The sequence below is a fragment of the Rhodococcus sp. 14-1411-2a genome (assembly GCF_002259485.1).
Lineage (GTDB): Bacteria > Actinomycetota > Actinomycetes > Mycobacteriales > Mycobacteriaceae > Rhodococcoides.
Window position 1 is genome coordinate 218,770 of record NZ_NPGA01000009.1, and the last position, 24,246, is coordinate 243,015.

The 24,246-nt window shown below is 62.3% G+C and carries 32 protein-coding genes; 16 read left to right on the plus strand and 16 right to left on the minus strand.

Going from position 1 to position 24,246, the window contains the following annotated elements:
* Positions 1 to 23: 23 nt before the first annotated feature.
* Both CH291_RS06585 and CH291_RS06595 read right to left on the minus strand, forming a co-directional pair.
* The gene (locus CH291_RS06585) at positions 24 to 461 is read right to left on the minus strand and encodes a protein-tyrosine phosphatase family protein (protein ID WP_094686954.1); all 438 of its coding nucleotides are present in this window, start codon (positions 459 to 461) and stop codon (positions 24 to 26) included.
* A gap of 573 nt (positions 462 to 1,034) precedes the next feature.
* Positions 1,035 to 1,925 carry an alpha/beta fold hydrolase gene (locus CH291_RS06595; RefSeq protein WP_094686956.1) on the minus strand — a complete coding sequence of 297 codons (891 nt, stop codon included), beginning with the start codon at positions 1,923 to 1,925 and terminating at the stop codon, positions 1,035 to 1,037.
* Positions 1,926 to 1,980: 55 nt separating this feature from the next.
* On the opposite strand from CH291_RS06595, the gene CH291_RS06600 reads away from it, so the two are divergent.
* Positions 1,981 to 2,376, plus strand: coding sequence for a MerR family transcriptional regulator (locus CH291_RS06600; RefSeq protein WP_094686957.1), 396 nt, complete (start codon positions 1,981 to 1,983; stop codon positions 2,374 to 2,376).
* Between the two features lie 28 nt (positions 2,377 to 2,404).
* Here CH291_RS06600 and CH291_RS06605 read toward each other — a convergent pair whose 3' ends face one another.
* Positions 2,405 to 3,253 (minus strand): helix-turn-helix domain-containing protein, encoded by an 849-nt coding sequence (locus CH291_RS06605; RefSeq protein WP_094640724.1) that lies wholly within the window; start codon positions 3,251 to 3,253, stop codon positions 2,405 to 2,407.
* A gap of 111 nt (positions 3,254 to 3,364) precedes the next feature.
* On the opposite strand from CH291_RS06605, the gene CH291_RS26700 reads away from it, so the two are divergent.
* Positions 3,365 to 3,757: a DUF1761 domain-containing protein gene (locus CH291_RS26700; protein ID WP_068055174.1), complete on the plus strand. Its 393-nt coding sequence runs from the start codon at positions 3,365 to 3,367 to the stop codon at positions 3,755 to 3,757.
* Between the two features lie 108 nt (positions 3,758 to 3,865).
* Here the strand turns inward: CH291_RS26700 and CH291_RS06615 are convergent, their stop codons facing one another.
* Positions 3,866 to 4,276, minus strand: coding sequence for an SRPBCC family protein (locus CH291_RS06615; protein WP_256980750.1), 411 nt, complete (start codon positions 4,274 to 4,276; stop codon positions 3,866 to 3,868).
* Positions 4,273 to 5,028: a helix-turn-helix domain-containing protein gene (locus CH291_RS06620; protein ID WP_094686959.1), complete on the minus strand. Its 756-nt coding sequence runs from the start codon at positions 5,026 to 5,028 to the stop codon at positions 4,273 to 4,275. Before CH291_RS06620 ends, CH291_RS06615 begins: the two co-directional genes overlap by 4 nt.
* Positions 5,029 to 5,200: 172 nt before the next feature.
* Between CH291_RS06620 and CH291_RS06625 the strand changes: the two genes are divergently transcribed.
* Positions 5,201 to 5,872 carry a TetR/AcrR family transcriptional regulator gene (locus CH291_RS06625; protein ID WP_094686960.1) on the plus strand — a complete coding sequence of 224 codons (672 nt, stop codon included), beginning with the start codon at positions 5,201 to 5,203 and terminating at the stop codon, positions 5,870 to 5,872.
* Positions 5,869 to 6,801, plus strand: coding sequence for a TIGR01777 family oxidoreductase (locus tag CH291_RS06630; RefSeq protein WP_094686961.1), 933 nt, complete (start codon positions 5,869 to 5,871; stop codon positions 6,799 to 6,801). Before CH291_RS06625 ends, CH291_RS06630 begins: the two co-directional genes overlap by 4 nt.
* Positions 6,802 to 6,817: 16 nt before the next feature.
* Here CH291_RS06630 and CH291_RS06635 read toward each other — a convergent pair whose 3' ends face one another.
* Positions 6,818 to 7,213, minus strand: coding sequence for an SDR family NAD(P)-dependent oxidoreductase (locus tag CH291_RS06635; RefSeq protein ID WP_256980751.1), 396 nt, complete (start codon positions 7,211 to 7,213; stop codon positions 6,818 to 6,820).
* 39 nt (positions 7,214 to 7,252) lie between these two features.
* Here CH291_RS06635 and CH291_RS06640 point away from each other — a divergent pair, with 39 nt between their 5' ends.
* Entirely contained in the window at positions 7,253 to 7,891 is a 639-nt protein-coding gene (locus CH291_RS06640; RefSeq protein ID WP_068055190.1) for a TetR/AcrR family transcriptional regulator, read from the plus strand.
* Here CH291_RS06640 and CH291_RS06645 read toward each other — a convergent pair.
* On the minus strand, positions 7,885 to 9,093 hold the full coding sequence (locus CH291_RS06645; protein ID WP_094686962.1) for a citrate synthase: 1,209 nt from the start codon (positions 9,091 to 9,093) through the stop codon (positions 7,885 to 7,887). The genes CH291_RS06640 and CH291_RS06645 overlap by 7 nt on opposite strands.
* 89 nt (positions 9,094 to 9,182) lie before the next feature.
* Here CH291_RS06645 and CH291_RS06650 point away from each other — a divergent pair, with 89 nt between their 5' ends.
* The 4 genes from CH291_RS06650 (at position 9,183) to CH291_RS06665 (ending at position 11,898) form a co-directional block, all read left to right on the plus strand.
* Positions 9,183 to 10,328, plus strand: coding sequence for a citrate/2-methylcitrate synthase (locus CH291_RS06650; RefSeq protein WP_094686963.1), 1,146 nt, complete (start codon positions 9,183 to 9,185; stop codon positions 10,326 to 10,328).
* Between the two features lie 157 nt (positions 10,329 to 10,485).
* Positions 10,486 to 10,986, plus strand: coding sequence for a fluoride efflux transporter CrcB (gene crcB, locus CH291_RS06655; RefSeq protein ID WP_094686964.1), 501 nt, complete (start codon positions 10,486 to 10,488; stop codon positions 10,984 to 10,986).
* Positions 10,983 to 11,351, plus strand: coding sequence for a fluoride efflux transporter CrcB (crcB, locus tag CH291_RS06660; protein WP_094686965.1), 369 nt, complete (start codon positions 10,983 to 10,985; stop codon positions 11,349 to 11,351). The genes crcB (CH291_RS06655) and crcB (CH291_RS06660) overlap by 4 nt, the downstream gene beginning before the upstream one ends.
* A gap of 46 nt (positions 11,352 to 11,397) precedes the next feature.
* Complete coding sequence (locus CH291_RS06665; protein ID WP_179272151.1) at positions 11,398 to 11,898, plus strand: universal stress protein; 501 nt, start codon at positions 11,398 to 11,400, stop codon at positions 11,896 to 11,898.
* A 202-nt stretch (positions 11,899 to 12,100) separates the two neighbouring features.
* On the opposite strand, the gene CH291_RS06670 is transcribed toward CH291_RS06665, so the two are convergent.
* The 5 genes from CH291_RS06670 to CH291_RS06690 all read right to left on the minus strand — a co-directional run bounded on the left by CH291_RS06670 (position 12,101) and on the right by CH291_RS06690 (position 14,851).
* A complete protein-coding gene (locus tag CH291_RS06670; RefSeq protein WP_094670326.1) occupies positions 12,101 to 12,436 on the minus strand; it encodes a hypothetical protein in 336 nt (111 codons plus the stop codon).
* Between the two features lie 3 nt (positions 12,437 to 12,439).
* Positions 12,440 to 12,883: a hypothetical protein gene (locus tag CH291_RS06675; protein WP_143545885.1), complete on the minus strand. Its 444-nt coding sequence runs from the start codon at positions 12,881 to 12,883 to the stop codon at positions 12,440 to 12,442.
* Positions 12,884 to 12,910: 27 nt separating this feature from the next.
* Entirely contained in the window at positions 12,911 to 13,483 is a 573-nt protein-coding gene (locus tag CH291_RS06680) for a cysteine hydrolase family protein (protein WP_094686967.1), read from the minus strand.
* Between the two features lie 257 nt (positions 13,484 to 13,740).
* Positions 13,741 to 14,214 carry a DIP1984 family protein gene (locus tag CH291_RS06685; protein WP_094686968.1) on the minus strand — a complete coding sequence of 158 codons (474 nt, stop codon included), beginning with the start codon at positions 14,212 to 14,214 and terminating at the stop codon, positions 13,741 to 13,743.
* A gap of 139 nt (positions 14,215 to 14,353) precedes the next feature.
* Positions 14,354 to 14,851, minus strand: a complete 498-nt coding sequence (locus tag CH291_RS06690; RefSeq protein ID WP_068055208.1) for a MarR family winged helix-turn-helix transcriptional regulator — start codon at positions 14,849 to 14,851, stop codon at positions 14,354 to 14,356.
* A gap of 143 nt (positions 14,852 to 14,994) precedes the next feature.
* Here CH291_RS06690 and CH291_RS06695 point away from each other — a divergent pair, with 143 nt between their 5' ends.
* Positions 14,995 to 15,924 carry a DMT family transporter gene (locus CH291_RS06695; RefSeq protein WP_256980752.1) on the plus strand — a complete coding sequence of 310 codons (930 nt, stop codon included), beginning with the start codon at positions 14,995 to 14,997 and terminating at the stop codon, positions 15,922 to 15,924.
* A gap of 60 nt (positions 15,925 to 15,984) precedes the next feature.
* On the opposite strand, the gene CH291_RS06700 is transcribed toward CH291_RS06695, so the two are convergent.
* Positions 15,985 to 17,202 (minus strand): Nramp family divalent metal transporter, encoded by a 1,218-nt coding sequence (locus CH291_RS06700; RefSeq protein WP_256980753.1) that lies wholly within the window; start codon positions 17,200 to 17,202, stop codon positions 15,985 to 15,987.
* Between the two features lie 67 nt (positions 17,203 to 17,269).
* On the opposite strand from CH291_RS06700, the gene CH291_RS26705 reads away from it, so the two are divergent.
* Complete coding sequence (locus CH291_RS26705) at positions 17,270 to 17,428, plus strand: hypothetical protein (protein ID WP_179276454.1); 159 nt, start codon at positions 17,270 to 17,272, stop codon at positions 17,426 to 17,428.
* 24 nt (positions 17,429 to 17,452) lie between these two features.
* Here CH291_RS26705 and CH291_RS06705 read toward each other — a convergent pair whose 3' ends face one another.
* On the minus strand, positions 17,453 to 18,394 hold the full coding sequence (locus CH291_RS06705) for a dihydrodipicolinate synthase family protein (protein WP_094686970.1): 942 nt from the start codon (positions 18,392 to 18,394) through the stop codon (positions 17,453 to 17,455).
* A 222-nt stretch (positions 18,395 to 18,616) separates the two neighbouring features.
* Here CH291_RS06705 and CH291_RS06710 point away from each other — a divergent pair, with 222 nt between their 5' ends.
* The 3 genes from CH291_RS06710 to CH291_RS06720 all read left to right on the plus strand — a co-directional run bounded on the left by CH291_RS06710 (position 18,617) and on the right by CH291_RS06720 (position 20,706).
* Positions 18,617 to 19,651 (plus strand): LacI family DNA-binding transcriptional regulator, encoded by a 1,035-nt coding sequence (locus tag CH291_RS06710; protein WP_143545886.1) that lies wholly within the window; start codon positions 18,617 to 18,619, stop codon positions 19,649 to 19,651.
* Entirely contained in the window at positions 19,648 to 20,115 is a 468-nt protein-coding gene (locus CH291_RS06715; RefSeq protein WP_094686971.1) for a hypothetical protein, read from the plus strand. The genes CH291_RS06710 and CH291_RS06715 overlap by 4 nt, the downstream gene beginning before the upstream one ends.
* Before the next feature lie 258 nt (positions 20,116 to 20,373).
* Positions 20,374 to 20,706, plus strand: coding sequence for a hypothetical protein (locus CH291_RS06720; RefSeq protein WP_143545887.1), 333 nt, complete (start codon positions 20,374 to 20,376; stop codon positions 20,704 to 20,706).
* A gap of 127 nt (positions 20,707 to 20,833) precedes the next feature.
* Here the strand turns inward: CH291_RS06720 and CH291_RS06725 are convergent, their stop codons facing one another.
* A complete protein-coding gene (locus CH291_RS06725; protein ID WP_094686973.1) occupies positions 20,834 to 21,250 on the minus strand; it encodes a hypothetical protein in 417 nt (138 codons plus the stop codon).
* 125 nt (positions 21,251 to 21,375) lie between these two features.
* On the opposite strand from CH291_RS06725, the gene CH291_RS06730 reads away from it, so the two are divergent.
* Both CH291_RS06730 and CH291_RS06735 read left to right on the plus strand, forming a co-directional pair.
* The gene (locus CH291_RS06730) at positions 21,376 to 22,239 is read left to right on the plus strand and encodes a type IV toxin-antitoxin system AbiEi family antitoxin domain-containing protein (RefSeq protein ID WP_094687142.1); all 864 of its coding nucleotides are present in this window, start codon (positions 21,376 to 21,378) and stop codon (positions 22,237 to 22,239) included.
* A 328-nt stretch (positions 22,240 to 22,567) separates the two neighbouring features.
* Positions 22,568 to 22,861: a hypothetical protein gene (locus CH291_RS06735; RefSeq protein ID WP_094686974.1), complete on the plus strand. Its 294-nt coding sequence runs from the start codon at positions 22,568 to 22,570 to the stop codon at positions 22,859 to 22,861.
* Between the two features lie 82 nt (positions 22,862 to 22,943).
* Here the strand turns inward: CH291_RS06735 and CH291_RS06740 are convergent, their stop codons facing one another.
* Positions 22,944 to 24,170: a GGDEF domain-containing protein gene (locus CH291_RS06740; RefSeq protein WP_179276455.1), complete on the minus strand. Its 1,227-nt coding sequence runs from the start codon at positions 24,168 to 24,170 to the stop codon at positions 22,944 to 22,946.
* Positions 24,171 to 24,246: the final 76 nt, after the last annotated feature.

Genomic DNA, 24,246 nt, shown 5'->3' on the forward strand with positions numbered 1-24,246 from the left:
CCGTGATGGGTCGCAGATTCTGCTCAGAGCAGAGAGCTCGGTTTCACGAATGTCCTCGCATAGCGTCTCTGCCAGGGCGTTTCGATAGCGCGGTGCGAGTAATTGCTCCGGACATAGTCGATTGCAGCACTTCCCGGCATACCGCCCAGCGCAACCAGGCAGGCCAGTGCGGTGCCCGTTCGCCCCTCACCGCCGGTACTCGCGATCTCGACTCTCTGGGTTGCACAGCGGCGCAATACTTCTCGTAGTCCGACCTCGAGCTCTTTCGAGTCGGACGGCAGCCGGAAGTCGGGCCAACGAACCCATCGACTGTCCCACTCGAACTCGCCCGGATCCTTGCCCTGCAGGTAGATCCCGAAGTCCGGCAACGGACCGTCAGGTGTCGGAACACGCAAGGCACGTCCACGAACGAGACTGCCCGACGGCAACTGCAGCACGCCCGGACTGTGTAAGTCCCACATTCGAGGCGCGTCCTTTCCTTGTCGTTCGCGACACCTGTTTCTGCCCAGCACCGATATTGTGCCCCCATGCGCTCAGTTGTTCTTGCCTTCGCCGCACTAGGGCTCACGGTGGGTCTGCTCGCGTCCGTGTCGGGATGGGCCGGAACCCTGTACGTAGAACCCGGCCAAATGAGCCGGGCCTACGCGACTACCGCTGACATCACCTTGCAGGTCCGAGTCGGTCTCTTCCTCGAGTGGTGGACAAAAGTGCAACCCATAATCGGTGCCGTTGTCGGTGCTGCCGTTGGATTCACGCTCCACTGCAGAGGCTTTCGCCTTCTGCGCGTAGGAGAGACATGACGGCTCTACTCGACGCCAGGCTTCGTCTACCCGATTGTGTGTCGAAACCCTATGCGGTGTCGCATCTTCGCACCCGGTAGCAATCGTTGCGACTCCATGGATGTCGCTCGTTCAGCTCACGAAGCCACTGGGCCCCTCGGCCTCCGATGTGGGACGTTCCCATTCGTCTCAGCACCACGGAACTCAGTATCCACGAGACGCACCTCGGACGGCTCGACGAACGATGTCAGCGAGTCAGCTGCACGATCGTGGGCTTCTCGGAAGTTCTCGGACAAGCATTCCTAGCCACGCATCCAACGCTTCAGCGGTGACCGACGGTGCTTCGAGCGGAGTCAGATGACCCACACCAGGAACAGTGATCACAGACGATTCCCCCGGCAGCAATTGCCGCAGTCGAAACGCCTGTTCGACGGGAATCCAGGGGTCCTGTTCGCCCCATCCGATCGAGGTGTTGCAGCGGACTCGGGGAAGGGCATCGACGATGGGCCGCGTGTGTTCGGGACTCAGTTCGGCGATCTGTCGGTAGAACGCGGGCTGACCCTCGTCGGATATCCAGGGTTCGGTCAACATTGCCACGATGTCTGCGTCCAGTCGTTGATGTTCCGCTCCCGCGATGTATTCGGTAACCAGCGCCGAGTGCAGGTGTGCAGGCAACGCGGCGAAGACCTCGGCGTTGTCCGCGACGAGTCTGAAGAACTCGGATCCCCAGGGGTCGAGGGTCACCACGTCCCACAGATAAAGCCCGCCGAAATCGCAGCCGTGAAGTAAATGGACTCCCAGGGCGACTGCACCGCCGATGTCGTGAGCGACGACGAAGGGGCTCTTCAACCTCCAGTGGTCGAGCAACAGCGCGAAGCGCAGCATCTGGGTGGGCAGGTCGGTCCGGACATCGGATCCCTGTGCAGACCGGCCGTATCCGGGCATGTCCCACAGGTAGACACGATGGCCAGCGCTGAGGTGGCGCGCGGCCTGCGCCCACACCTGAGCTGACCAGGGAGTTCCATGGCAGAACACAACGTCCACTGAGGGCACGTCCACCTCGGGAGCCAGCTCGTAAGTCGCCACCCTATCGCCGCCCACGGACACGAAGATCGGCTCTGGTAGATCGAATCTGTCGATCGTCATGGGAACGAACGTAATAGTTCAGGTCGACCTGAAGTCAATGTGAGACCATCGGCGAGTGAAGATCGGAGAGGCTGCGCGCGAACTCGACGTTCCGACTCACGTCCTCAGACATTGGGAGGACGTCGGTGTGGTTGTGCCCGAACGTCTCCCGTCTGGTCACCGCGATTACAGCGAGGAACACCTGCGTCGACTGCGGGTGCTGAGGGCCTGTCAGGACGTGGGAATCAGCTTGGCCGACATTCGCCTGATACTTCATCGAGACGAGCCCGAACGAACTGAAGTCATCGCAGACCATCTGGCCCGAGTCCGACGGCAGCAAGCTCGACTCGCCAGTGCCGAGCGCTTTCTCGCGCACGTCGTCGCGTGCACACACGATCTGCTCACCCGATGCGCGCAGTGCAGCGAGTACTCCGCTACGCAGGCTGGGCCGACTTCCCAAGAAGTACGCTGAGTTTGCAGAGGCTCTCGCCACCCTCATTTCAGGCGCGGCCGAGTGCAGCGAGTTCACGAAGGTACGCTCCCGGCGTAATTCCGGCGACGCCGCGAAAGTCGTTGATCATGTGAGCTTGATCGACGTAGCCCAGGTCGGCAGCAATACGGGCAGCATCGGCTGCGGGGAGCGACAAACGTTGCACCACTTCTTGTAGTCGAACCCGTCGGGCGACTGCTTTGGGGCCCATCCCGAGTGACGATCGCAGCGCCCTCTGCACGGCACGTTCACTGACCCCGAGCATTCCTGCCACCGATTGCCCGGGTTTTCTGCCGATGCCCTGCGCCAAAGCATCGACAGCGGCGTTCGCGAGAAGATGTTCGGCAGCCGCCGGTCGTTTCCCCAGCATCTCAGTGATCACTGAATCTGCCCGTACAGCATGGTCGGCAGCCGAATCCTGCCCGGAAATGCTACCGAGCATGCCGAAGAGAAGTTGGTCGGTCTCTTCGGTGATCGGTTGCTCCGCAGTAAGTCTCTTGGGATCGAGGTTGGATACGACAGCCAGTCCAGCTGGACGCAGCCGGATGGCGAACACGAAGCCTTGACCTTCTATCGTCCGGGACCACGCCCTGCGTTGAACATTGGTGATCATGAACGGCGCAGGCACTGCACCGGTCTCGATACTGACCGTGACTGCCGGAAATTCGAGGACTCGCTGTTCGACGGTTTCGTCCGCAGACAATTCCCATCGCACGCTCCAGTACGCGTCGACAACATCTCGAACCTCTGCAGCCGGTTCGTGCCAGGTTGCGTCGAAGCGACGGAGAAGCGCAGGAGCCATCACGCCGGAGCGTTCGTGAACGTCGATGGGCTTGGACGCGACCTGCCTTTCTTCCATGTCGCAATTCTGCAATACACCGAGCCTCGGGTCTCGAGACGATCACGCTATGACCGCCACTTCTTGGACCGATGTCGACCGAGTGACTCAACCGGGCCGAAGGGGAGTGTCGTGAACTGGTTGGGAGTAGCCGGGGCAGCGGTTGTGTACTACGCACTCGGCGCGCTGTGGTTCGGCCCCTTGTTCGGGCGCACATGGGATCGCTCGATCGGGCGTGATCGGGCGCAGACAGGAGGCCGATTCCCGTTGTCCTACTACGTGGTTCCGCTCTGCTGCTCGGCGGCGACAACCATCGTGATCGCTCTCGTTCTCGACGCCATCAACGCGGATGCCGTGGTATCCGGGGTGCTCGTTGGACTGGGTGTCGGGTTGGCCTCCGCTGCAGCATCATTGACCAACGCGCTGACGCCCCACACTCCACAACCATTCGTGTTCGGAGCTGTCACCGCGAGCTACCACCTCACGGGAGCGACAGTAGCGGGTGTTGTCCTCGGAGTCGTCTAGGACGACGCGCGCGGCCGTCCGTGGCGCGAAGCCGGGCGGATCGACCTGACGTCGGACTTCGTCGAGGCCCAATTGGACGCGTACATCCCTGTTGATGGACGCACGAGGTCACTGACCTTCCAGTAGCTCTGCGAGTCTTTTCAAGTCGTCGGCGACCATGCCGAGATCGCGCTCGAATTCGTCGTCGCTCAGTTCGATTTGTCGGACCGTGAACAGAATTTCCGCCCCATTTGGATGACTCAGCACTCTTACGGGGTTGTTCACGACGGTCCCCGACGGCAGTGTCACGTCATGATCGAGGACGCCGAGGTCGTTGTGCGGCACGAAGCGTACTGTCACCTGTCCCATCGGCGAATCTACGAGAAGCCGATCACCGTCGATGGTCACCGGGCTGTGCGCCAGTCCTGCCGCCCATTTGGGCAAGTTCGCAGGATTCGCGGCGAACTCGTACACCTCGTCGGGTGTACGGCTGATAACTCGAGCCACATGTCTACTTGCCACAAAGGGTTCTCGGTTCATAGCAGCGACCCTACGTAAGACGGGCCGCGACGTTCTTCCAGAAATCGGACCGGTGTCAACGTGGTGAGTGCACGTACCTCGTCACACATGTGCGCCTGACTCGCAAAGCCTGCGGCATACGAGAGCGACGCCAGGTCGGGAACGGTGGCAGCAACGTCGACGAGCCGCCCGACGCGAATGACCCGGGCGAGGGTTTTCGGGCCGTAGCCGACCTCGTCGACAAACCTCCGATGCAGCTGCCGAACACCGACTCCCAAGCCGACGGCGAGATCACCGACTTTGATACCCGGCGACGCCTCGAGCACCTGCACAGCGGCCAGGACCAGCCCGTCCTCCGCAGGCCTCATGGCCCGAACGGTGAGGTCGGCGAGCATCTTTCGCCGCGCTGGCATCGCACCGTTCGGATCGTGACCCGTAAGGACATGGGCAGCCTCCAACCAGGACGCTCCCAGCGCTGCGACATGCGGTTGCTGATCACACAATTCAGCGACTGGAATCGCACTGACCCTTCGAGCTGCGGACGGAGCGAGACGCACACCGACCATCTCCAGCGGACCGAGGGTGACGGCTTGTCGGGCTGCGGTATCCGGGCCCGCCGCCTCGAGTCGTCCATCGGAGAACCAGATCAGATCCACACATCCGTCGGGAACGATCAACGGCCGGTCCCCCACCTGCGACCGCCGCTCCCAGGTGCACCGAATCCCGTCGACGGGCGAGGGAAATTCGGCGTAGGTCCTTTCCGGCGGCAGCATGGATGGAATTCTCCTCGATCGGGGCCAGATCTTCCGACGAACCGGGATCGAACACCGTGGTCACCGCTGAAAATCGGGCAGAGCCCTCCCTGGCATCCACCATCCGATCTTGAACGTGTTCAAAAGCAGGTCTATGTTCGAATTTGAACACGTTCAGAATTGAGGTGAATCGATGGCTCGCACGTCCGAGACTCGCGACAAGGTGGTCGAGGTAGCTCTACGCCTCTTTCGTGAGGAAGGGTTCCAAGCGACCACGATGCGTCGCATCGCCGACGAAGCGGGCGTCTCGCTCGGGAATGCCTACTACTACTTCGCCGGCAAGGACGAACTCGTCAACGAGTTGTACACGGTGATCCAGCGCGATCACCGCGAGCGTGCACTCCGCGTCCTCGTCGACGGCGGATCACTATCCGAAAACCTTGCTGCCGTCTTGCATTCCGGCCTGGACGTGATGGAGCCGTATCACGCCTTCGGTGGATCGTTCCTACAGTTGGCGTTGCCCACCCGGTCCAGTTCCAGTCCGTTCTCGGAAGAATCGTCCGACGCAAGGTCCATGGCCATCGACCTCATGCGAACCACCTTGGAGACGTCGAAACAGAAGGTTCCCGGTTCTCTGAAAGACGTTCTTCCGCAGCTGCTCTGGATGATCTACATGGGTGTCACCCTCCATTGGGTCACCGACTCCTCGGACAACCAGGCACGCACCCGCATCCTGGTCGACGGGCTCGTACCGGTGGTGGCCAAAGCCGTACGCCTCGCTCGTCTCCCGGTGGCGCGGGGGTTGGTCACCGACGTGGCCGGCCTGTTGAAACGAATGACCTCTCCAGAAGGGTTGGACCAGTGACTGATTCACCATCGACTGTCGTCGTGTGCGGTGCCTCCGGCTACATCGGCCGGTACCTGCATCGCTCTTACGAAGATCGCGGCATTCGCGTCAGAACCGTCGGGCGCGGAACATCCAGTGATGCCACATGGTCCGACCATCGCGGCCTCGTCGACGTGCTCGACGGTTCCGATCTGGTCGTCAACCTCGCAGGCCGCTCGGTGAGCTGTCGCTACAACAAGGCGAACGCGGACGAGATCATGTCATCGCGCATCCAGACGACGGCCCAACTCGGGCGTGCCTTGGCTCAGGTCCAGAACCCACCCGAGTTGTGGGTCAACGCCAGTACGGGCACCATTTATCGCGATTCGCGCGACAGGCCGATGGACGAACAATCCGGCGACATCGGGTCGGGATTCTCCGTCGAGGTCGCCCGCGCCTGGGAGCGTGAGCTGTTCGACGCCGATGTGGCGATTCGCAAAGTGGCGCTGCGTATGTCGATAGTGCTGGGTGCAGGCGGCGGTGCGATCAACCCGATCATCGACCTGGCCCGAGTCGGACTCGGCGGCACGATGGGCGACGGCGGCCAGATGTTCAGTTGGGTGCACGTCGCCGATGTCGGACGCATCCTCGATCACCTCTACGACAACACAGGCATCTCCGGCCCGGTGAACTTAGCCACGCCGTTCCCGGTGACCAACGAGGAGCTGATGCAGAAGGTGAGGAGCACTCTGGGCCGAAGCCGCGGGTTGCCGACACCGACATGGCTGCTTCAGTTCGGGGCACGGGTGATTCGCACGGAGGCAGAATTGGTCTTGAAAAGCCGTTGGGTGGATCCACAGGTGTTGACAGGCAGCGGTTTCGAGTTCCGATACCCCGACCTGCAGGAAGCGCTGACCGACATCGCATCCGAGACGCCCCGAGGGTTGCTCCCCGTCGCCCTCGGGTGACGGGGAGCTCCCGAACCTAGACGAGCGACGCCGACAGTCCTCCGTCCAGGATGTAGTGGCTTCCGGTGATCCACGACGCCCGGTCGGAGGCGAGGAACAACGTCACTTCCGCGATGTCCTCTGGCGTTCCCAGTCGTCCCTGCTTCGCGGCGACCAGGTCACCGAACGGAATCTGGGTCGCGGCTTCGAAGTCCGGGACCAGTCGGTCGACCATCGCAGTGTCGGCAAATCCGGGGCACACCGCAATCACCCGCACTCCCGATGCTCGCATTTCGAATGTGGCGACGCGGGTGACCTGGATGACTGCAGCCTTTGTAGCGCAATAGGATCCGAGCAGCGCGGTGCCGCCCACACCTTTTTCAGCGACCAATATCTGGCCGCCGCCGATATCCCCCGATCGGCCGTCGGGCATACACTGAGGTGACGACCACGCGCGGAAAGGACCCGGCACATGACCCAGACCGTTGATCCTCGCGCGCGTATCGAAGAGCGAGCCCGCAACAAGTTCGAGGCCAAGCGCACCGAACTGGCCGAGGCGACGCTGCACACGCTGGCCGAATTGGGTTACGCGCGCACGTCACTGCGGGAGATCGCGCAGAATTCCGAGTACTCACACGGCGTGCTGCACTACTACTTCACCGACAAACTCGACCTCATCACGCACGCCGTTCGCCAGTACGAGGCCATGTGTGTCACTCGCTACGACGAGGTGGTGGCCAACGCCGTCGACGCCACCGGCTTGTACGCGGACTTCGAGGAGAAGTACTTCGCCACTCTGGCCGAGGACGCCGGCATCCATCGACTCTGGTACGACCTGCGCAATCAAGCCCTGTTCGACGGCTCGTTCCGCAACGACGTGCTCGAGATCGAGGCGCGTCGCGAGGACATGATCTGGCGCGTGGTCGCTCGTTACTGCGAACTTCGCGGCTCCACTCCCGCACTCGACAACGCCTCGGCCTACATCCTTCTCGACGGCATCTTTCAGCGCGCTCTGCTGCATCACCTGGCCGACAACACAGCCGAGATCGCTGCCGCGCGTCGCCAACTGCTTGCTGCGTTCGCATTACTGGACTGCCCGACGCCTCAGTAGGTTCCCGGTTGAGTCCCCGTGTAGATGCCTGGAACCCGAAAGCGAAGGGGCGCTTCGTCGTATTCCTCGAGTGCGTGTGCCGTCCACCCGACAATGCGGGCGAGTGCGAACAGCATCTCCGGTGTGTCGGACTCGAGCCCGTAGGCGAGGGTGAACGTGGCGAGAGCGAAATCCGAGTTCGGAAAGGTATCGAATCTGCTACTCACCTCCTCGATTATCGTGTCCGCTGCAGCGATCACTACGGCGTCCGCACCGTGAGCCGGGTCCCGAAGCAGTCGCAGTAGTTCCTCGGCACGCGGGTCTCGGTCGGTGTAGATGACGTGCCCGAAGCCGGGCACCCGCTCCCCGGACCTCAATTGTGTTGCGAGAGCGCCTATCGGATCGTCGATCGCCATCGTCAGGAACCGATACACGGGATCGGCAGCGGAGCCGTGCAGCGGGCCGTCGATGCATCCCAGACCCGCCGAGACTGCCGAATACAGATTGGCTCGGGTGCTCGCTGCCACCCGAACTCCGAGCGTCGACGCAGCAAGACCGTGGTCTGCCATCAGGACGAGCGCGGCCTGCAGCACCGCCAGACCGTTCGGATTCGAGGAGTCGGACTTGATTGCCGCCCAGACCGATTCGACAACCGAAAGCTCCGAGGAACCACCACCGAGTGCTGCTGCGACCGTCGCCAGCAGCTGCCCTGCCTCGCGGACGACGGATGTGGACCCGGTGTCGAATCGCATCGGTCGGTAGGTGGACGCGATGTCGACGGCGATGCGGATCCGATCGATGGACCGGCAATCCGGCGACACCAGCCTTGTCGCTTCTCTGCATCGTTGCACCACAACGGAGTCCGCGTGGAAGTGGACTTCGTCCAGCAATTCACCCGTCCAGACGAAGTGTGCAACCGACTCGAACGCACGCGAGCTGAGCGCCACCGCATCACGCCCCCGGTAGTACAGATGCCCGTCGTCGATCAGCGTGATCCGAGTTCGAATTCGTTCCACGGCACCGATATCGGTACGCCGAGCGGTGTCGCGTCCGGCGAGAGATTCCACCTCGTCTACGTCGAACACACTCCCCCGCACGCCGGTCAGTCGAGTGCTGGTCAGCAGACCGCGGCTGACGTACGCGTACACCGTTTCCGGCTTGACCCCCAGCCTTGCGGCAGCCTGCGCGGTGGTGAGCATGTTCCGACCGTCGGCGTGCGTCATGTCCGCCTTTCACATTGATTCGATCAACATTGACAATAATCAACGTTAGCGCGGATCGTAGGGGTTGACCAGCGCAAAGGAGTGCAGCCATGACCGTTCTCGATGCCCCACGGGGGCTCCACAACGTCGTTGTCACCACCACATCCATCGGAGATGTTCGCGGCGACGAAGGTTTCTATCACTACCGCCAGTACTCGGCGATCGACATCGCGCTACACCTGACCTTCGAGGACGCGTGGTTCCTCATGGTCGAAGGTCGGCTGCCGGACGATTTCGAGCGCGCCGAATTCCTGAGTACAGTGGCACCGCTGCGAATATTGCCGGAGGCCGTGGCAGCTGCGGTGAGAACGGTGGCGCAATCGGGTCCCGAGCAACCCCTCTTTGCGCTACGGACGGTGTTGTCGGGGCTGGCAGGCGCACTACCCCTCTACGAGTCGTCGGAATCGGACAAGCGTGTGACCGCGCTACGTCTGTGCGCGAGGACGCCGACCATTCTGGCTGCCGTACACAGGATTCGGACCGGCAAAGAACCCGTGGAACCGCGCGAGGATCTGACCACCGCGCAGAACTGGTTGTTCATGATCACCGGACAGGTGCCCGACGCCGATCGTGCCCGAGCGATCGATCGATATCTCACCGCCACGATCGATCACGGGTTCAACGCGTCGACGTTCACTGCGCGAGTTGTGGCGTCGACAGGTTCGGACATCGCATCCGCAGTGTGTGCTGCCATCGGTGCCTTCGCTGGTCCGTTGCACGGAGGTGCCCCGGATCGCGCTCTCGACGGGCTGGACGAGATCGCCGACGTCGATTCCGCGGACGCCTGGGCGCGAGCGAAAATCTCTGCAGGCGAACGCATCATGGGCTTCGGGCACCCGGTGTACCGAACCGACGATCCCCGATCGGTGATGCTGCGCGAAACTGCGCAGGAGTTGGGCGGGGAGCTCATCGACAAGGCTGTTCAGGTCGAGAAGGTCATCACCGCTGCGCTCGCCGATCTGAAACCGGATCGAAAGCTGTACGCCAACGTGGAGTACTACGCCGGTGTCGTGATGGAGCTCTGCGGAATTCCTCGGTCGATGTTCACGCCCACCTTCGCCTGCAGTCGGATGGTCGGGTGGTGTGCCAACATCGTCGAGCAGTCACATGACAGCAAGATCATTCGCCCGATCGCTCGCTACGACGGCCCAGTGCCTTCGGCAGTGGTGCGGTCGAGTGCCACCCAGGGCACCTGATCACGCCACTGCGGCGGAGCCGCACCACGGTGTGCCATCATGATCATGCGCCGGTGCGCGCAGCGGCGGTGGGGCTCGCCGTAACCGAACCTCGGTCTTCGGACCGACAACAGTCCCTGTCTCGGCACTCGCATGTCCGCAGATAGGGAGCAGGTTGATGAACAATTTCCACGAGACGCACGGCGCTACCGCCGATGGGTCCCTGCCGGTCGACCCCGACAGCCCGGCCCCTTCCCGCCCAGTGCATGCCCAACCAGCCGCTATTGCGGCCGTAGCCCTCGGCGGCCTGGTAGGTACCGGTGTTCGATACGCGGCCGAGACCGCGTATCCGCCCAATTCGGGTCCGTTCCCTTTTACCACTCTCGTCATCAACCTCACCGGAGCTTTCGTCCTCGGGATGCTGTTGGAGCGTCTTGCGCTCTCCGGCCCTGACGAGGGCTGGCGACGCCGAATCCGATTGTGTATCGGCACCGGGGTACTCGGCTCGTACACCACCTACAGCTCCTTTGCTCTCGAGACCGTGGAACTGCTGCAAGATCACCGGGTGTTGGCGGCCGCGTTGTACATGACCGTCAGTGTGGTCGTCGGTACGTTCGCAGCCGGGGCAGGCATAGTTCTCGCGCAACGGTTCGGTGCCCACACGGAGGACAAGCGATGATCGCACTGTGGGTCGTTCTCGCCGGAAGTGCCGGGGCAGTGAGCAGATTCGTGCTCGACGGCGTCATCCGAACGCGACTGAAGACCGAATTCCCCTACGCCACAGTGCTGATCAACGTCACCGGATCGGCCGTACTCGGCATCGTGGCGGGGTTGGTGATGTTTCGGTCTGCACCTGACCAGGTGCAGGCAATTATCGGTGTCGGGTTCTGCGGTGGTTTCACCACTTTCAGCACCGCAAGTGTGGAGACCATCCGCCTGCTCGAACGCCGCCGCTACGGGCTCGCCGCGTCCAACGCCATCGGCACGGCGCTCGCCACCACTGCGGTCGTCGGTGTCGCGATGATCGCGACGGCGTACATCTGATGAGGGCGCATGTTCGTTCTGCAGTGCACGATTCGAGGAGGCAATGATGTCCGGTTCAGACCACCACCGACGCAGCGCGGTAGAGCACATCGACGGACCGGACGGTGGTCCCCATACCCACAAGTGCCCGCTGGTGGTCGGTTACGACGGCGGCGACATCTCGCATCACGCACTGACGTGGTCGCTGCAGTTCGCATCGGGGATCGGAGGATCGGTGCATGTCGTACACGTGATCGACCTAGCCGACACACCCGTCGACCCCGACTCGGAGACGTACGAAGAGGACACCGAGGCCCAGGCAGGGCGCGAACGTGAACGTGCAACCGAGGCACTCGACCGAGCCGACGTTCCATGGACCTACGATGCGGTCTACGGAACTCCCGGCGGCGCACTGGAATCATTCGGACGGAAGTACGACGCGTCGATGATTGTCCTGGGTGCGTCCGGCGGCGGTTTCGGTTCGGTACTACGCAGATTGGGCGGCGAGTCCGCAGCCGACAACCTTGCTCGACACTGCGGTCGGCCGGTTCTGACAGTGCCCGCTTGACTCAGCTGAACCGTTTCGGCCCCTGACTCGACGAGCGCGTCCAGATCGTTGTTCGACCCGTGCTGGACCCGAACGGTGGCCTCGATTCACAGTGCTCTATCCGGACTCGGCACCGGCCTTCACGTAGTCTTGATCGATTTCCGAGAGCGAGACAGTCGAGTCACTGATAGGTCCTGAACCAACCTGAGCGAAGGCCGAATGATCACAGACTCTTGATTTTTGCGAACGGGTAGCTGCCCACGAGTACGACGATGAAGACATAGCCCGCCAGACCGAGTAACTCCCACGTCGTTCTGTCGCGTTGGAAGTCGGTGAAGATCCAAAACAGTGGAGCCAGCAGCAAAGTAGCGGCAGCGACGCCGCAGACCACGAATATCCTGTTCGCCCGTGCACGCAGGTGCGGCGTGGTCTTCACTCGGTCCGGCACGTCGCGGCCGTAGTAGTCGACGTGGAGCGCCTTTCCTCGAAAGCCGACTGCAGCGCCGTATGCGAACGCGCAAACTCCGACCATCAGCAAGAGCGCAAGTACCGTGTTCACGGATCACTGCTCCGTTGCAGCTCGACCCGACTTGGACAGCGATCTGTAGTTGCGAATCGTGTTGACACACAACCATCCGGTAACGATGGGGGCGAAGAAGCCGAGTGCCAGTCCCTCGCCCATCAGCGAGATCACGACGACTGTAAACCCGATGAGAGTGACACCCAGCAAATCGATTTTTCGGCCGATGGACGAACCCGAGGTCGCTACGATGCCCGGAAAGCGCGGCGAGTCGACAAGAATCCGTATCGCAGTTACGCACGCAATCAGTCCTGCAACGACCATGAATGCGAACACAATCGTTCCACTCCAACCGATCTCGGCCCAGTTCAGCCGCGGCTCGAACAACCCGCGAAAAAAGGCCTCGAGTATCGGGACCGACGCGAAGTAACCCAGGTACAGCAACACGATGGGTCCTGCCAGACCTGCAGTCGTCCGCCGATTCACCATACCGAACGGTATCAAACGGCTCGGCTAGAAGCTCGAAAGCAAATCCTCCGTCACGACGACAGTCGCGAATTCCCCGTGCAGGTTTGTCGCAGTCATGGCCGACAACGTCGCCGCGGGCACCGTGGTTCCGTCGAGTGCGAGGCGATCGAAGGTGTGTGTGGCGTCGATGACGAAGTAGGTGTCGTAACCGAGATTGCCCGCCATGCGCGCGGTGGTCTCGCAACAGTGATTGGTGGTGATCCCGCAGATCACCACCTGGTCGATGCCCTCTGCGCGTAGCCAGGCGTCGAGATCCGGCGTGCCGTAGAAGCTCGAATTGACCCGTTTGCTGATCAGCAGATCCGGAGCTCCTTCGATGACGTCTTTGAACGCATGCCCCGCACCGGTAGGAGACAATGGCGACACCGGGTTGTCGGAGTCGTGTCGAACGAACACGATCGGCCACGCCTTCGACCTCCACACCCGTAGAAGCGCAGCAATATTGGCTTCGCACGACGGATTGTCCCGCGGGCCCCAGAATTCGGAATCGTCGAATCCAGCCTGCACGTCGACGACGATCAGAGCAGGCCGTTCGAGGCGTATCGGCGGTGCGTTCATGCTGTTCAGGCTAACCTCCGAAAGTCGTCGAGACCACAATGCCGGGTGGCCCCTTACCCACCCTCGTTCTCGTTCGATCAGCACACGGTAGTGCACTGTGCGGTGTGCGCCGTACTCCGTGAATTGTACTGAGCTGCACTGTGAACGGGTGAATACCCGGGACGCTGCTCACCACGCGGGAGAAGGACCGGAAAACCGCCGGCCGCGGCACGTGCTCGCCTCGAACGAAAACTACCTACTACCCGGCAACCGATTCACTACTCGATCAGGTCGAATTCCCAGTTCATGCGTTGGATCTCCAGATCCACCAGCCGGATCTGTCTGGCGATATCGTCTGCAGTAGAGCGCAATTCGGCGACCGGAAGGGCTGCGACATACACCAACTCCGACCGCAGCTGTCGCGGACCGTACCGACGCTCCTGCTCACGTCCCGACGCGGCGTCCGCTGCTGCGGAGATCGCCCTGTGACGCATCCGCAGCACGTCACGGGACGCGAGTGCGTCGGTAATTGTTCCGTCCCGCATCGTCGCGGCGCTGTTCGTCCGGTTGATCCTGCGAATGAGGACCTCGAGACGGTCGAGCACAGTTGTGTACTCCAACAACAGAATCGACGCATCTTCGGCCGGTGATTCACCGTCCTGATGGCGGGCGTTCGCCAGAATCCGAACGTTCAGATGTTCGGTGCGCTTGATCAGTTCCCCTCGTTCAGCGAGGGCCTCGGCAAGCTTCATGTTCTGCACCTCGGCGTTTCGAAACCGACGGTGGTGTGACTACGGGCGCTCATGCGCCTTTCGACGTGTCGAATGAGTTCATGGAACAACAAGTACCACAGTCTGCTTGGATGCGGAAGAGACGGTGTCAGTGGCGCAGCTATCCGAGATCGAGAAGAAGTCGTTTCAACAGGCCTGCAAGTTGGCGTCGCTCATCCGGATTCAACGATCCGAGCAGAGCTTCCTCGTTGGCCACGTGAGCGGGTAGCGCGGCATCCACTGCCGCGATCCCGGCCTGCGTCAATTGCACTATGACCACCCGACGATTGGTGGGGTCGATCTCGCGTTCGACCAATCCCTTGTCGGTCAACCGATTCAAACGGTGCGTAACGGCACCCGACGTCACCATCGCGCTGTCCAGCAACTGCCCGACGGTGAGACGATGCGGAGACCCGGCGCGCCGGAGCGTTGCGATGAGATCGAATTCGCCTGGTTGCAAACCGAATTCGGCCAGTACAGCCTGCGTGCGCCTGTCCAGTACGGACGCCGCACGGCTGATACGGCCGATGACCTCCATCGGGTCGACATCCACATCAGGTCGCTCGGCCCGCCACTGCTGGACGATCCGATCCACTGCGTCGAGTGTCTCGTTCGACATCGAGCCAACCACCCTTCAATACTTCAGCGCTCAATTGTTTGACATTCTGCCACGTTCGTCCTACCGTTCAATGCTAGATAGTTCAACGTTAAGACATCTACTGACAGCGCACCAGAGATGAGCTCCCGATGCGTACACCTCGCATGCAGACACACCCAACCGATGCTCGACGCCTCCGCGCGCCCGACGTCGCCCCCTCGACTCTCGGATTGACGGCCGCTGCCGCACTCGCTCCCATCCTCTGGGGCACGACTTACCTGGTGACCACCGAACTCCTTCCTCCCGACCGGCCGATGACCGCCAGCGTGCTGCGCGCGGTACCCGCGGGGCTCCTTCTGCTGCTCATCGCTCCGGGCATTCCCGCAAAGGGATGGAGACTGAAGACCGCGACCCTCGGTGTACTCAACATCGGGTTGTTCTTTCCGATGCTGTTCGTGGCGGCCTACCGGCTACCCGGTGGAATTGCCGCCGTCGTGGGGTCCTCGCAGCCGCTTGTGATCGTGGCGATATCGGTGATCTTCGGTTGGGGACGAACGCGGCCCGTCCAGGTTGGATGGTCCGCGCTGGCCGTCGTCGGGGTTGCGCTGACGGCTGTGTCCGGAACGATCCGACTCGATGCCATCGGCCTCGCCGCCGCAGTGGTCGGAGCCGTCAGCATGGCAATCGGTGTCGCCCTCACCAAGCGCTGGGGTGTGCCACCCGATAACAGCCCGCTCAATTCCACTGCGTGGCAACTGATTATCGGCGGAGTGGTCATCTCGCCACTGATTCCGATCGTCGACGAAGGGCAGTGGGCACTGGATGCCGAGGCTGCAATCGGCTACACCTGGCTCGCAGTGGTGGGCGGCGCGTTGGCCTACTCACTGTGGTTTCGCGGTGCCCGCGCTCTCCCCAGTGCCAATGTCACACTCCTCGGCGTGCTGAGTCCGCTGACTGCAGCAGTCATCGGATGGATAGTGCTGGGACAGAGCATGACCGGGGTTCAGTGCGTCGGCTTCGGAATCGCGCTCGTGGGTTCGATAGCCGGACAGTTCGTCACGACACACCCACCGCGATCGGTGGCGTTGAGGTAGAGAAAAGTCCCGGGCAGGAGTTCGTGAGAACTTCCGCCCGGGACGATTGCGACGCGTGGTCTAGCGAGTCATAAGTTCGTAGACCAGCACACCGGAGAGCGACAGGATGGAGAGGAATCCGAGGACACCGAGTGCGTTCTTCCACCACGTGTTTCGGAGGTCTCCCATCAGTTGGCGATTGTTGCTCATGACGTAGAGCAAGAAGCCGAGGAATGGGGCCACCAGCACGGTCAGAGCCTGGGCGACGATGATCAGTTGGATCGGCGACGAGGTGAACATGATGGTGATCGCCAAACCGAACGCCAGGATTGCAGCGCAGGTCACCTTCGCCGTAGGGGTACCGGGCGATGCTCCCCGGCCCAACGCGTCGGAGAGCATGGTTCCTCCGGCCGTGGCATTGGCCACCATCGAGGAGAAGGCCGCTCCCGACAGTCCGAGGGCGAAGATGGTCGAACCGATCGGACCTGCAATGGGTTCGAATATTTTCGCCAGTCCGACCAAGCTGGTCGCTTCGGCATTCTGGCTCTCGAGTACCGCAGCGGCCACGACGATGACGAGCGCTGTCATGATGCCGGGGGCGACGATGCCGGGAATCGTGTCGGCAATGGAGGTTTGACGGTATTCGCCTCTGGTCCGGCCCCGTTCGTGGATGCCGTACGAGGTGAAGAACGCTGCGTTGAGTGAGAAGTTGGTGCCGACGAGCGCGACGATGAGCAGCAAGCTTCCCGAAGGGGCGCTGGGCATCACGCCGTCGAGAGCCATGTACCAGTCCGGCTTCGCGATGACCGCGCTGATGATGAAGGCGGCACCGAGGAGTCCGACGATGACGAGCAGCACTCGCTCGACTATGCGATAGACGTTGCGAAACAACAGGATCAGCGCCACGAATGCCGTGCAGGCAATCGTCCAGATCAACGGGGATCCGCCGAATACCATCGACAGCCCGAGTCCGGATCCGACGGCATTGCCGACCGAGAAGCACAGGGTGATGATGAAGACCCCGAAGCCGGCAGCGACGCCGACGCGGTGTCCGAGGATGTCTTTGACCGAACTGATCAACGACGTCGGCGTCCGTATTCCCAGACGCACGCTCATATCGGCGTACACGAGCATGAACACCGTCGAGAGCACGACGACCCAGATCAACGCGTAGCCGTACTTGCTACCGGCCTCGACCGCACTGGCCAGGTTGCCGGGGCCGAATTGCCAGGCGCCGGCGATGAAGGCGGGACCCGCCATGGCCAGCGTGCTCAGGACTGTCTTCCATCGACTCGACATGGCAGGCGGTCCATCAGCGGTGATGGTGGACGCGGCTGGTGCCACTGGGGTCGTGCGGGGTTGACTCATGACGAGCCTTTCTGGTGACGCTCCGTACTCGCTACTAGAGGCAGTGTGCCCTCGGCTCGACGCGGTGGGGAGCGGATACGAAAAGTACGAGCGAAGGTCGGTGTGCGGCATCGATGGCCGGACGAAGATGGCCACCGATGCCGACCGAGTGATCTGACGCGGTCTGTCCCTGCGAAGGAACTCAGACCAGCGCGGGTACTACCGAACCGAGGTTCGCGGAATCGAGTGCCGCCGCGATCTCTTCGTGAGCGCCTGCGGCGAGTGGCAGCAGCGGCGAGCGGACGGTGGCGTGCTCGAGGATGCCGCGATGGACCAGGCCTTCCTTGAGCGCGACGGTGCCCTCCATGTGAGATCCGCGGTGATAGACGTTGGCGGTGACGGGCAGCAGACGGTCGTGGATGGCGCGTGCGGCCGGGTAGTCCTTGGCCTTGCCTGCGGCAATGAGCTCGACGAGGGGTTCGGGAGCCAGGCCGCCGTAGCCGACGAGGAGGCCGTCGACGTCGAACATGGTGTGCAGCAGGTATTCGTCGTGGCAGCTGAGGATCTGCAGGTCCGGGTTCTCCCTACGTAGAACCGGGATCTCACGGTCCCAACGGCGCATGTTCCGAACGCCGTTCTTGGTTGCGAAAACGCCCTCCTGAGCGGCAATTTCGAGCTGGGTGTCGAGGTTGTACGTCGCCTTGGTGACGTCCGGGTACTGGAACAGGATCAGAGGCAAGCCCGATCCTTCGTACAGTGCGCGGTACCGATCCTGCGGTGCGCCGTCCTGGTAGCCGAAACGCAGCCAACCGTGCGACGGGTACACCAGTCCGGCAGATGCACCGGCGTCGACCGCACGCTTGGCTTCTTCGACGGATACGGCAGTTCCTTCCCCGGTGATGCCGGCGATGATCGGAAGCTTTCCGTCGACCGAATCGCGGAAGGCACCGATCACCTTGGCCTGCTCGGCCTGGGTGAGGAATGTGCCTTCACCCGCGTGACCGAGGACGACGAGACTCTTGACGCCGTCGACGCTGCCGAGCCAGGAACCGAGGCGCTGGATCGCGTCGTAGTCGACCTCACCATCGCGAGTGAACGGCGTGATCGGTGCTGGGCTGAGTCCGCGGAGATCGAGTGAATTCATGTTGTCGTCCTTCTCGAGATTCTGATGGGAACGTTGTCGGGAACGTTTGCATCACGCTAAACCGCTCGCCGCCGATGTGTCAACCATCACTTTGAAGATCGGGGGTGACAGGCATCGCATGGTGCGCATGCAAACGTTCCTGGGACGTTTGCATGCGCCGCAGGCTGGCGATCTGTAAGTTCGGCCGTACCAGGAGATTCAACGAACAGTCAGGAACTGCACATGCGTTCCACCCGAAGTGGGCTCTCGACGGAGCGCACAGACGCGGTCACACTGCGTGACGTCGCCAAGGCTGCCGGGGTCAGCATCTCGACCGTCAGCCGTGTGCTCGACGACCGCGTCGCACCGTCCCGATCCGCGACGGCCGTACGGGTGCGCGAAATTGCCGAGCATCTCGGATACCGGCGCAACACGTTCGCGTCGAATCTACGACGCGGTGCCACCGCCACCATCGGCGTCCTGGTCCCGCGCCTCTCGGACACCGTGATGGCGCTGATGTTCGAGGCCATCGACCGGGCAGCGGGCAGGGAGGGCTACCACGCCGTCGTCGCGACGAGCGGCGACGATCCCACCGACGAATGGAACGCCGCGCAGTCGCTTCTGGAGCGCAATGTCGATGGGGTCGTTCTCGCCACGAGTCGCACCGACGATCCCCTCCCCAGTCACCTGCGCGAGAACGGAATTCCACACGTACTGGTGCTGAGAACCGACGGAAAGAGCCCGTCCTCGATCGGCGACGACGAGACCGGTGGATATCTCGCGGTTCGTCACCTCATCGATCTCGGCCACGCCGACATCGCAGTGCTGACAGGCCCTCTGTTCACGTCCAGTGCTGTCGGTCGTCTGGCGGGCGCGCACAGGGCATTTGCCGAAGCCGGCCTGCAACCACGCCCGGAGTGGACGATCGAGACCGGCTACGGAATCGAAGCCGGGGCAAGCGCAGGACACGATCTGCTCGACGGCTCAGGCCGTCCCACCGCCGTGTTCGCAGCCAACGACAACCTCGCCCTCGGAGTGTTGTCGGCAGCGCATCGACACAATCTGGCTGTCGGAGAGGACCTTTCACTGGTCGGCTACAACGACATCCCGCTCGCGCAACTGTTGCCGGTTCCCCTGACCTCGGTTCGCACCGCATTCGACCAAATCGCCCGAACCGCAATGGAAATACTACTCAACGGCGACGACGGCTCGACTCCGCTGAAGAAGGCACTTCCCACATTGATCCCGCGACAATCATCGAGCCGTGCGGCGAGATGAGTTCGTCGGCGGGACTGTGTCGGTTCTGGCTCATCGGTTTGGTCGTCGTTCTCACCGCGTCGTGCAGTTCGTTCGAGCCCGGCGAACGCAGGTCCATGAATGAAGAAGAAGTGTCGCGTGGTCTGCAGGACATAGCTTTCGACGTGCCGAGTGGCTTCGAGTTCGTTCAGGCCTTCACCCACACGGAGTTCGTCGGCCAGCCCGCGTGGCGGGCCCGATTCGACGCGCCCAGCGAGGCCGGCGACGACACAGCGCTATCGGCGGCGAACCCTTCCTATCCGCCACTGCAACCGGTGACGTGCGCCGCTGCATCGACGAGCAACTGGACTGCACTGGGCTTGACCTGCGAACCCGAGATGCTGTCCACCTCGCGTCCCACAAGGGGAACGGCAGACCCCGTGACCGTCCTGCTCACCAGGAACGCACGACAGTCGTCGCTGTTCATCTACTCCCAAGGCCACTGACTGTTGCAGCGACGCTATGCGGGCTGAAGCAATTGGAGGTCGAATCGGGTGCAACTGACCGCGCTGAGCGCGGCTAGCTGCACCCGATTTTGCCCAGCAGCGGGCTCCGCAGGCCATCACCGCCTGGCGCGCGGATACATCCAACTGCACCAGACATGGGCACTCCTCAGCGGAGTCCGGCACCTCGCTGACCACATCCTGCAGATCGATAGACCTGGGGACAAACCTGAAGCGCAGCCGTTGCGTAACGTACTGAGCATGTTGTTTTTGGGTCTTGTGGTCGCGGCACTCGGTGCGGTGATGATGACCGATGCGACGCTGCGCCTTGCACGAGTCAACGAAGGGCATCGAATACCCATGACGTGGGGCAAGTTCGCGGTTGCGCCATCGAAGGACGTCACGCAGCGGCGGGTGGGAGCACAAGCAGTGTCTGCCGTCGGCGCTTGGATCGTGCTCGACTCGATGTGGGATTACCGTGCGGCGACGCCGTCCATGGTGGCCGGAGGTATGACTCTCATTGCTGCAGTTGCACTTCCGGTCATCGCTGTCACCTCGTCCCACAATCGACGCCTGTCGACCCCGAGCCGTTGACCATCCGCAACACTCGGCAGCATCAAGCGCACTCCAGGTCGAGCATTGAAAAACGAGAAGCGGACGGAACTGGTAGAGAAGCAGTCACTCGAAGATCGAATGCATGCTCGGACGGTGGCAAGCCGAGTCAGCGGTCCACATCGATCGCTGTCGAAGGCGCGAGAACGTACGCGAAGGCATAGCTCACCGACGTCAGTATTCCGAGCACTAGCAAGTACTCCGGATCCAGAGATGCATTCCCCGAGCCCGCCTTGGTCCATGCGAACAGTCCGCCAACCGAGAGCATCACGGCCGCTGCCGAGCACAGCGCGAATCGATGTCTCCACCGATTGCGAGTCCGCGGTGGCCAGAACGCTGCAGTCCGAGCTGCGTAGTGTCCACCGGCGACAGCGAACAGGCCCACAGCCAGTCCGAACGCGCCACCGACGACGATGGGGAGGGTCAGGTCCCACCACCGACCGTCGACGATTGGCCAGATGAGCACCGCAGCCGTGCCCGCGCCAACGGTCGCAGCCAGACCGAGCTCCTTGGCGACCCAATTCATGCGAATGACTCAAACACACAGCTTCACCTCGATTGAATTCGGTGCACCCAGCCGCGCTGAGCGCGGTTCACTGCACCCGATTCGCTTTGTGGAACCGCTTCGGCGCAGTCAACGTCCAAGTGGACATGCTCGATGAATGGCTGGCACAGCACGACGGCGTGATCACTCGCGCGCAGGCGGCACTCTGCGGTCTGAGTGGCGACGCTGTGGATCGCTCGGTTCGCGCGGGTGCGTGGCGAACAATTCATCGCGGGGTGTACTTCGTCGTGGACCGCCCATTCACTGCGGACGCACGCATTCGGTGCGCTGTGTGGGGTGCAGGACCGAACGCTGCACTCAGCGGGGAAGCCGCTGCCTTCTGGCACGGGGTGATCTCCGACGTGCCGAGCATCATCGAGGTCACCGCTCCGCGTAGGGGTCGAAGCCGCGCCGAGGGCTGCCGACTACGTCGCCGCGACGTTCACAACAAGGACATCGTCGAGCGGCGCGGACTTCGTGTCACGTCTCTCGAACTCACTGTTCTGGAAGCGTCGATAGGTAAGGCGCACATCATGGATCGGGCACTTCAGCGACACACCGACCTCGAGCGATTGCAGCGGGCAGATGCACGAAACCCAGGTCGCACCGGCGCTCCCGAAGCGAAGCGGCTGCTGAAAGTCGCAGCGAACGGTGCACGCTCCGAGGGAGAGCGTCTCTTGATTCGAGAGTTCCGGGCCCGCAAGATCGGCGGCTGGGTGGTCAACTATCGATGGGGCGGATACGAACTCGACTTCGCGTTCCTCGCCGAGATGGTGGTGATCGAAATCGACGGCTGGGCATTTCACTCCGATCACGACGCGTTCCATCAGGATCGGATCAGGCAGAACGACATCATTCAGAGCTGGACGATCCTTCGCTACACCTGGGTCGACCTGACCGAACGCATGGACCACGTGATCGCCGAGATAGTCGCTACTCTCGATCGAATCCGGTGCAGCCAGCCGCGCTGAGCGCGGTCAGCTGCACCCGATTTCATCGCCGCGAGGACCTGGGTGGACTGTACGACCCAACAAGTCGACTTCTGATGCGTCGGATCGCCTTCCATTTCGCGGGAGTCACCGCGGTGCTGACTATCGCGCCGATCATGACGCCCTGGAACAGGGCAGACCACTGGCCGGGGCTGCTTCCGAACAGCGGCCATGTGTACACGATCGCAAGGACCGCGAGAAACACCAGAGCACGCATACCTGCACCCTCCCATGACATAGTCAGCGCCGCGAACTATCAGGTACCGTGGAGAAAACGGGCAAAGTGGACCGCACAAGGTCGGAGGCCGAGATGCAGAAGCCATTTCGCGAGTGGGTCGTGACCGGGGCTCTGAGCAAGAAGTGCGGCGCAACCCGAGCCGATTACATCAATGCGCTTGCCCTCGTCCCCGCAGTCGGTATCGGCTTCCTCCTGATGCACTTGACGATCACCTCGGGCTCCACCGCGCTCGATATCGCTGCAAGCTGCCTGGGCGGTGCCATCACCGGCGTCCTGTATCTCTACATCGCGTATCGAGTCGAGTCACGTAAGCACCGCGGGCCCACCCCCGCGCCGCCACTGGGTGCACGGCCGACACGGCTGTGAAATTCCCCAGCCCGGCCCGATCCACCGGATCAATGCGACTCTCTTGCACTCCGACCGACTGAAACCCACATTGATCCAGATCTCAGGCGCGCTTGGACGAGTACATTCGCTCGTCTGCGATGCGTAGTAATTCGTCCGGGTCGGTGGTCGGTTCCCAACTCCATCCGACGCTCACCGAGACCGGGACGACAGTGCCGTCGATGTCGTAGGGGCCGGCGAGGAGGCCACGAACCCGGTTGGCAAGGCGCTCGACTCCCTCGGCAGATCTGGCGGAGTGCAGCAGGGCTACGAATTCGTCACCGCCGATGCGGCAGGCGATGTCTCGAGCGCGGGTGTTGTCCAGGATGCGACGGCCGATTGCCTGGAGTACCCGGTCCCCCACCGCGTGACCGAACCGATCGTTGATGGATTTGAAGGAATCGATGTCCACGAAGAGCATTCCGACCGGACGTTCGCCGACCGATTCCTTCAGCGCATCCAGCTCGGCCATCAGTCGTCGTCGATTACCCAACGCCGTCAGGTCGTCGATCAGCACCTGGCGTTCGAGCGACGCCTCGGCGGCTTTGCGGGCGGTGATGTCCTGGATCTGCGCGATGATGACGTCGCCGGATTCGTCGTCACGCACCACGGTCGCGTTTCGCTGTACCCAGATGGTGGCACCGTCCTTGCGGATGTATCGCTTCTCCGACGCCACGTTCGTCAGCGTCCCTTCGGCCAGTCCCTTGAGGTGTTCGTCGGCGAGGGGAATGTCGTCGGGATGGGTGATGTCTCGAAACGTTTTCTGCCGCAATTCTTCTGCGGTGTAGCCGAGTAGTTCGCACAGGGCCTTGTTCACCTGGAGCCATCGTCCGTCACGGGTCATCACCGCTTTGCCGATCGGGGCGTTCTCCATGACGTTCTGGAACAGCCGGATCGCGCGATCGCGCTCGCGTTCGACCTCTGCGCGCGCGCTGACATCGACGACCAACGCGGTGAACCCGACGACGACACCGTCGACGATATCGGGCACATAGGTTGCCTGAGTGACGCGCACGGCACCGTTGACGTCGATGAGGGTCCGGTCGAATTGCTGCTGCTCGCCCGCGAGGACGCCGGTGATGTACGGCTCGTTCAACTGAAAGAGAGCCTCGCCGAGCAGTTCGCTGAGGTGCTTACCGACCAAATCCCGAGGTTCGATACCGAAGTAATCCGCATACACCTGGTTGGCGTACACATTCCGCAGCGAGCTGTCCCAGTATCCGATCATCGAGGGCAACTGATCGACGGCGCGACGCATGACCTCGCTCGATGCGTTCCGCATACCGGTCATGGACCACCTCGTTTGTGACGCCGACCGCGCAACGCTACCCAAAGATTCCTTGCCGTGCCTGCGGGAACTCGGAATC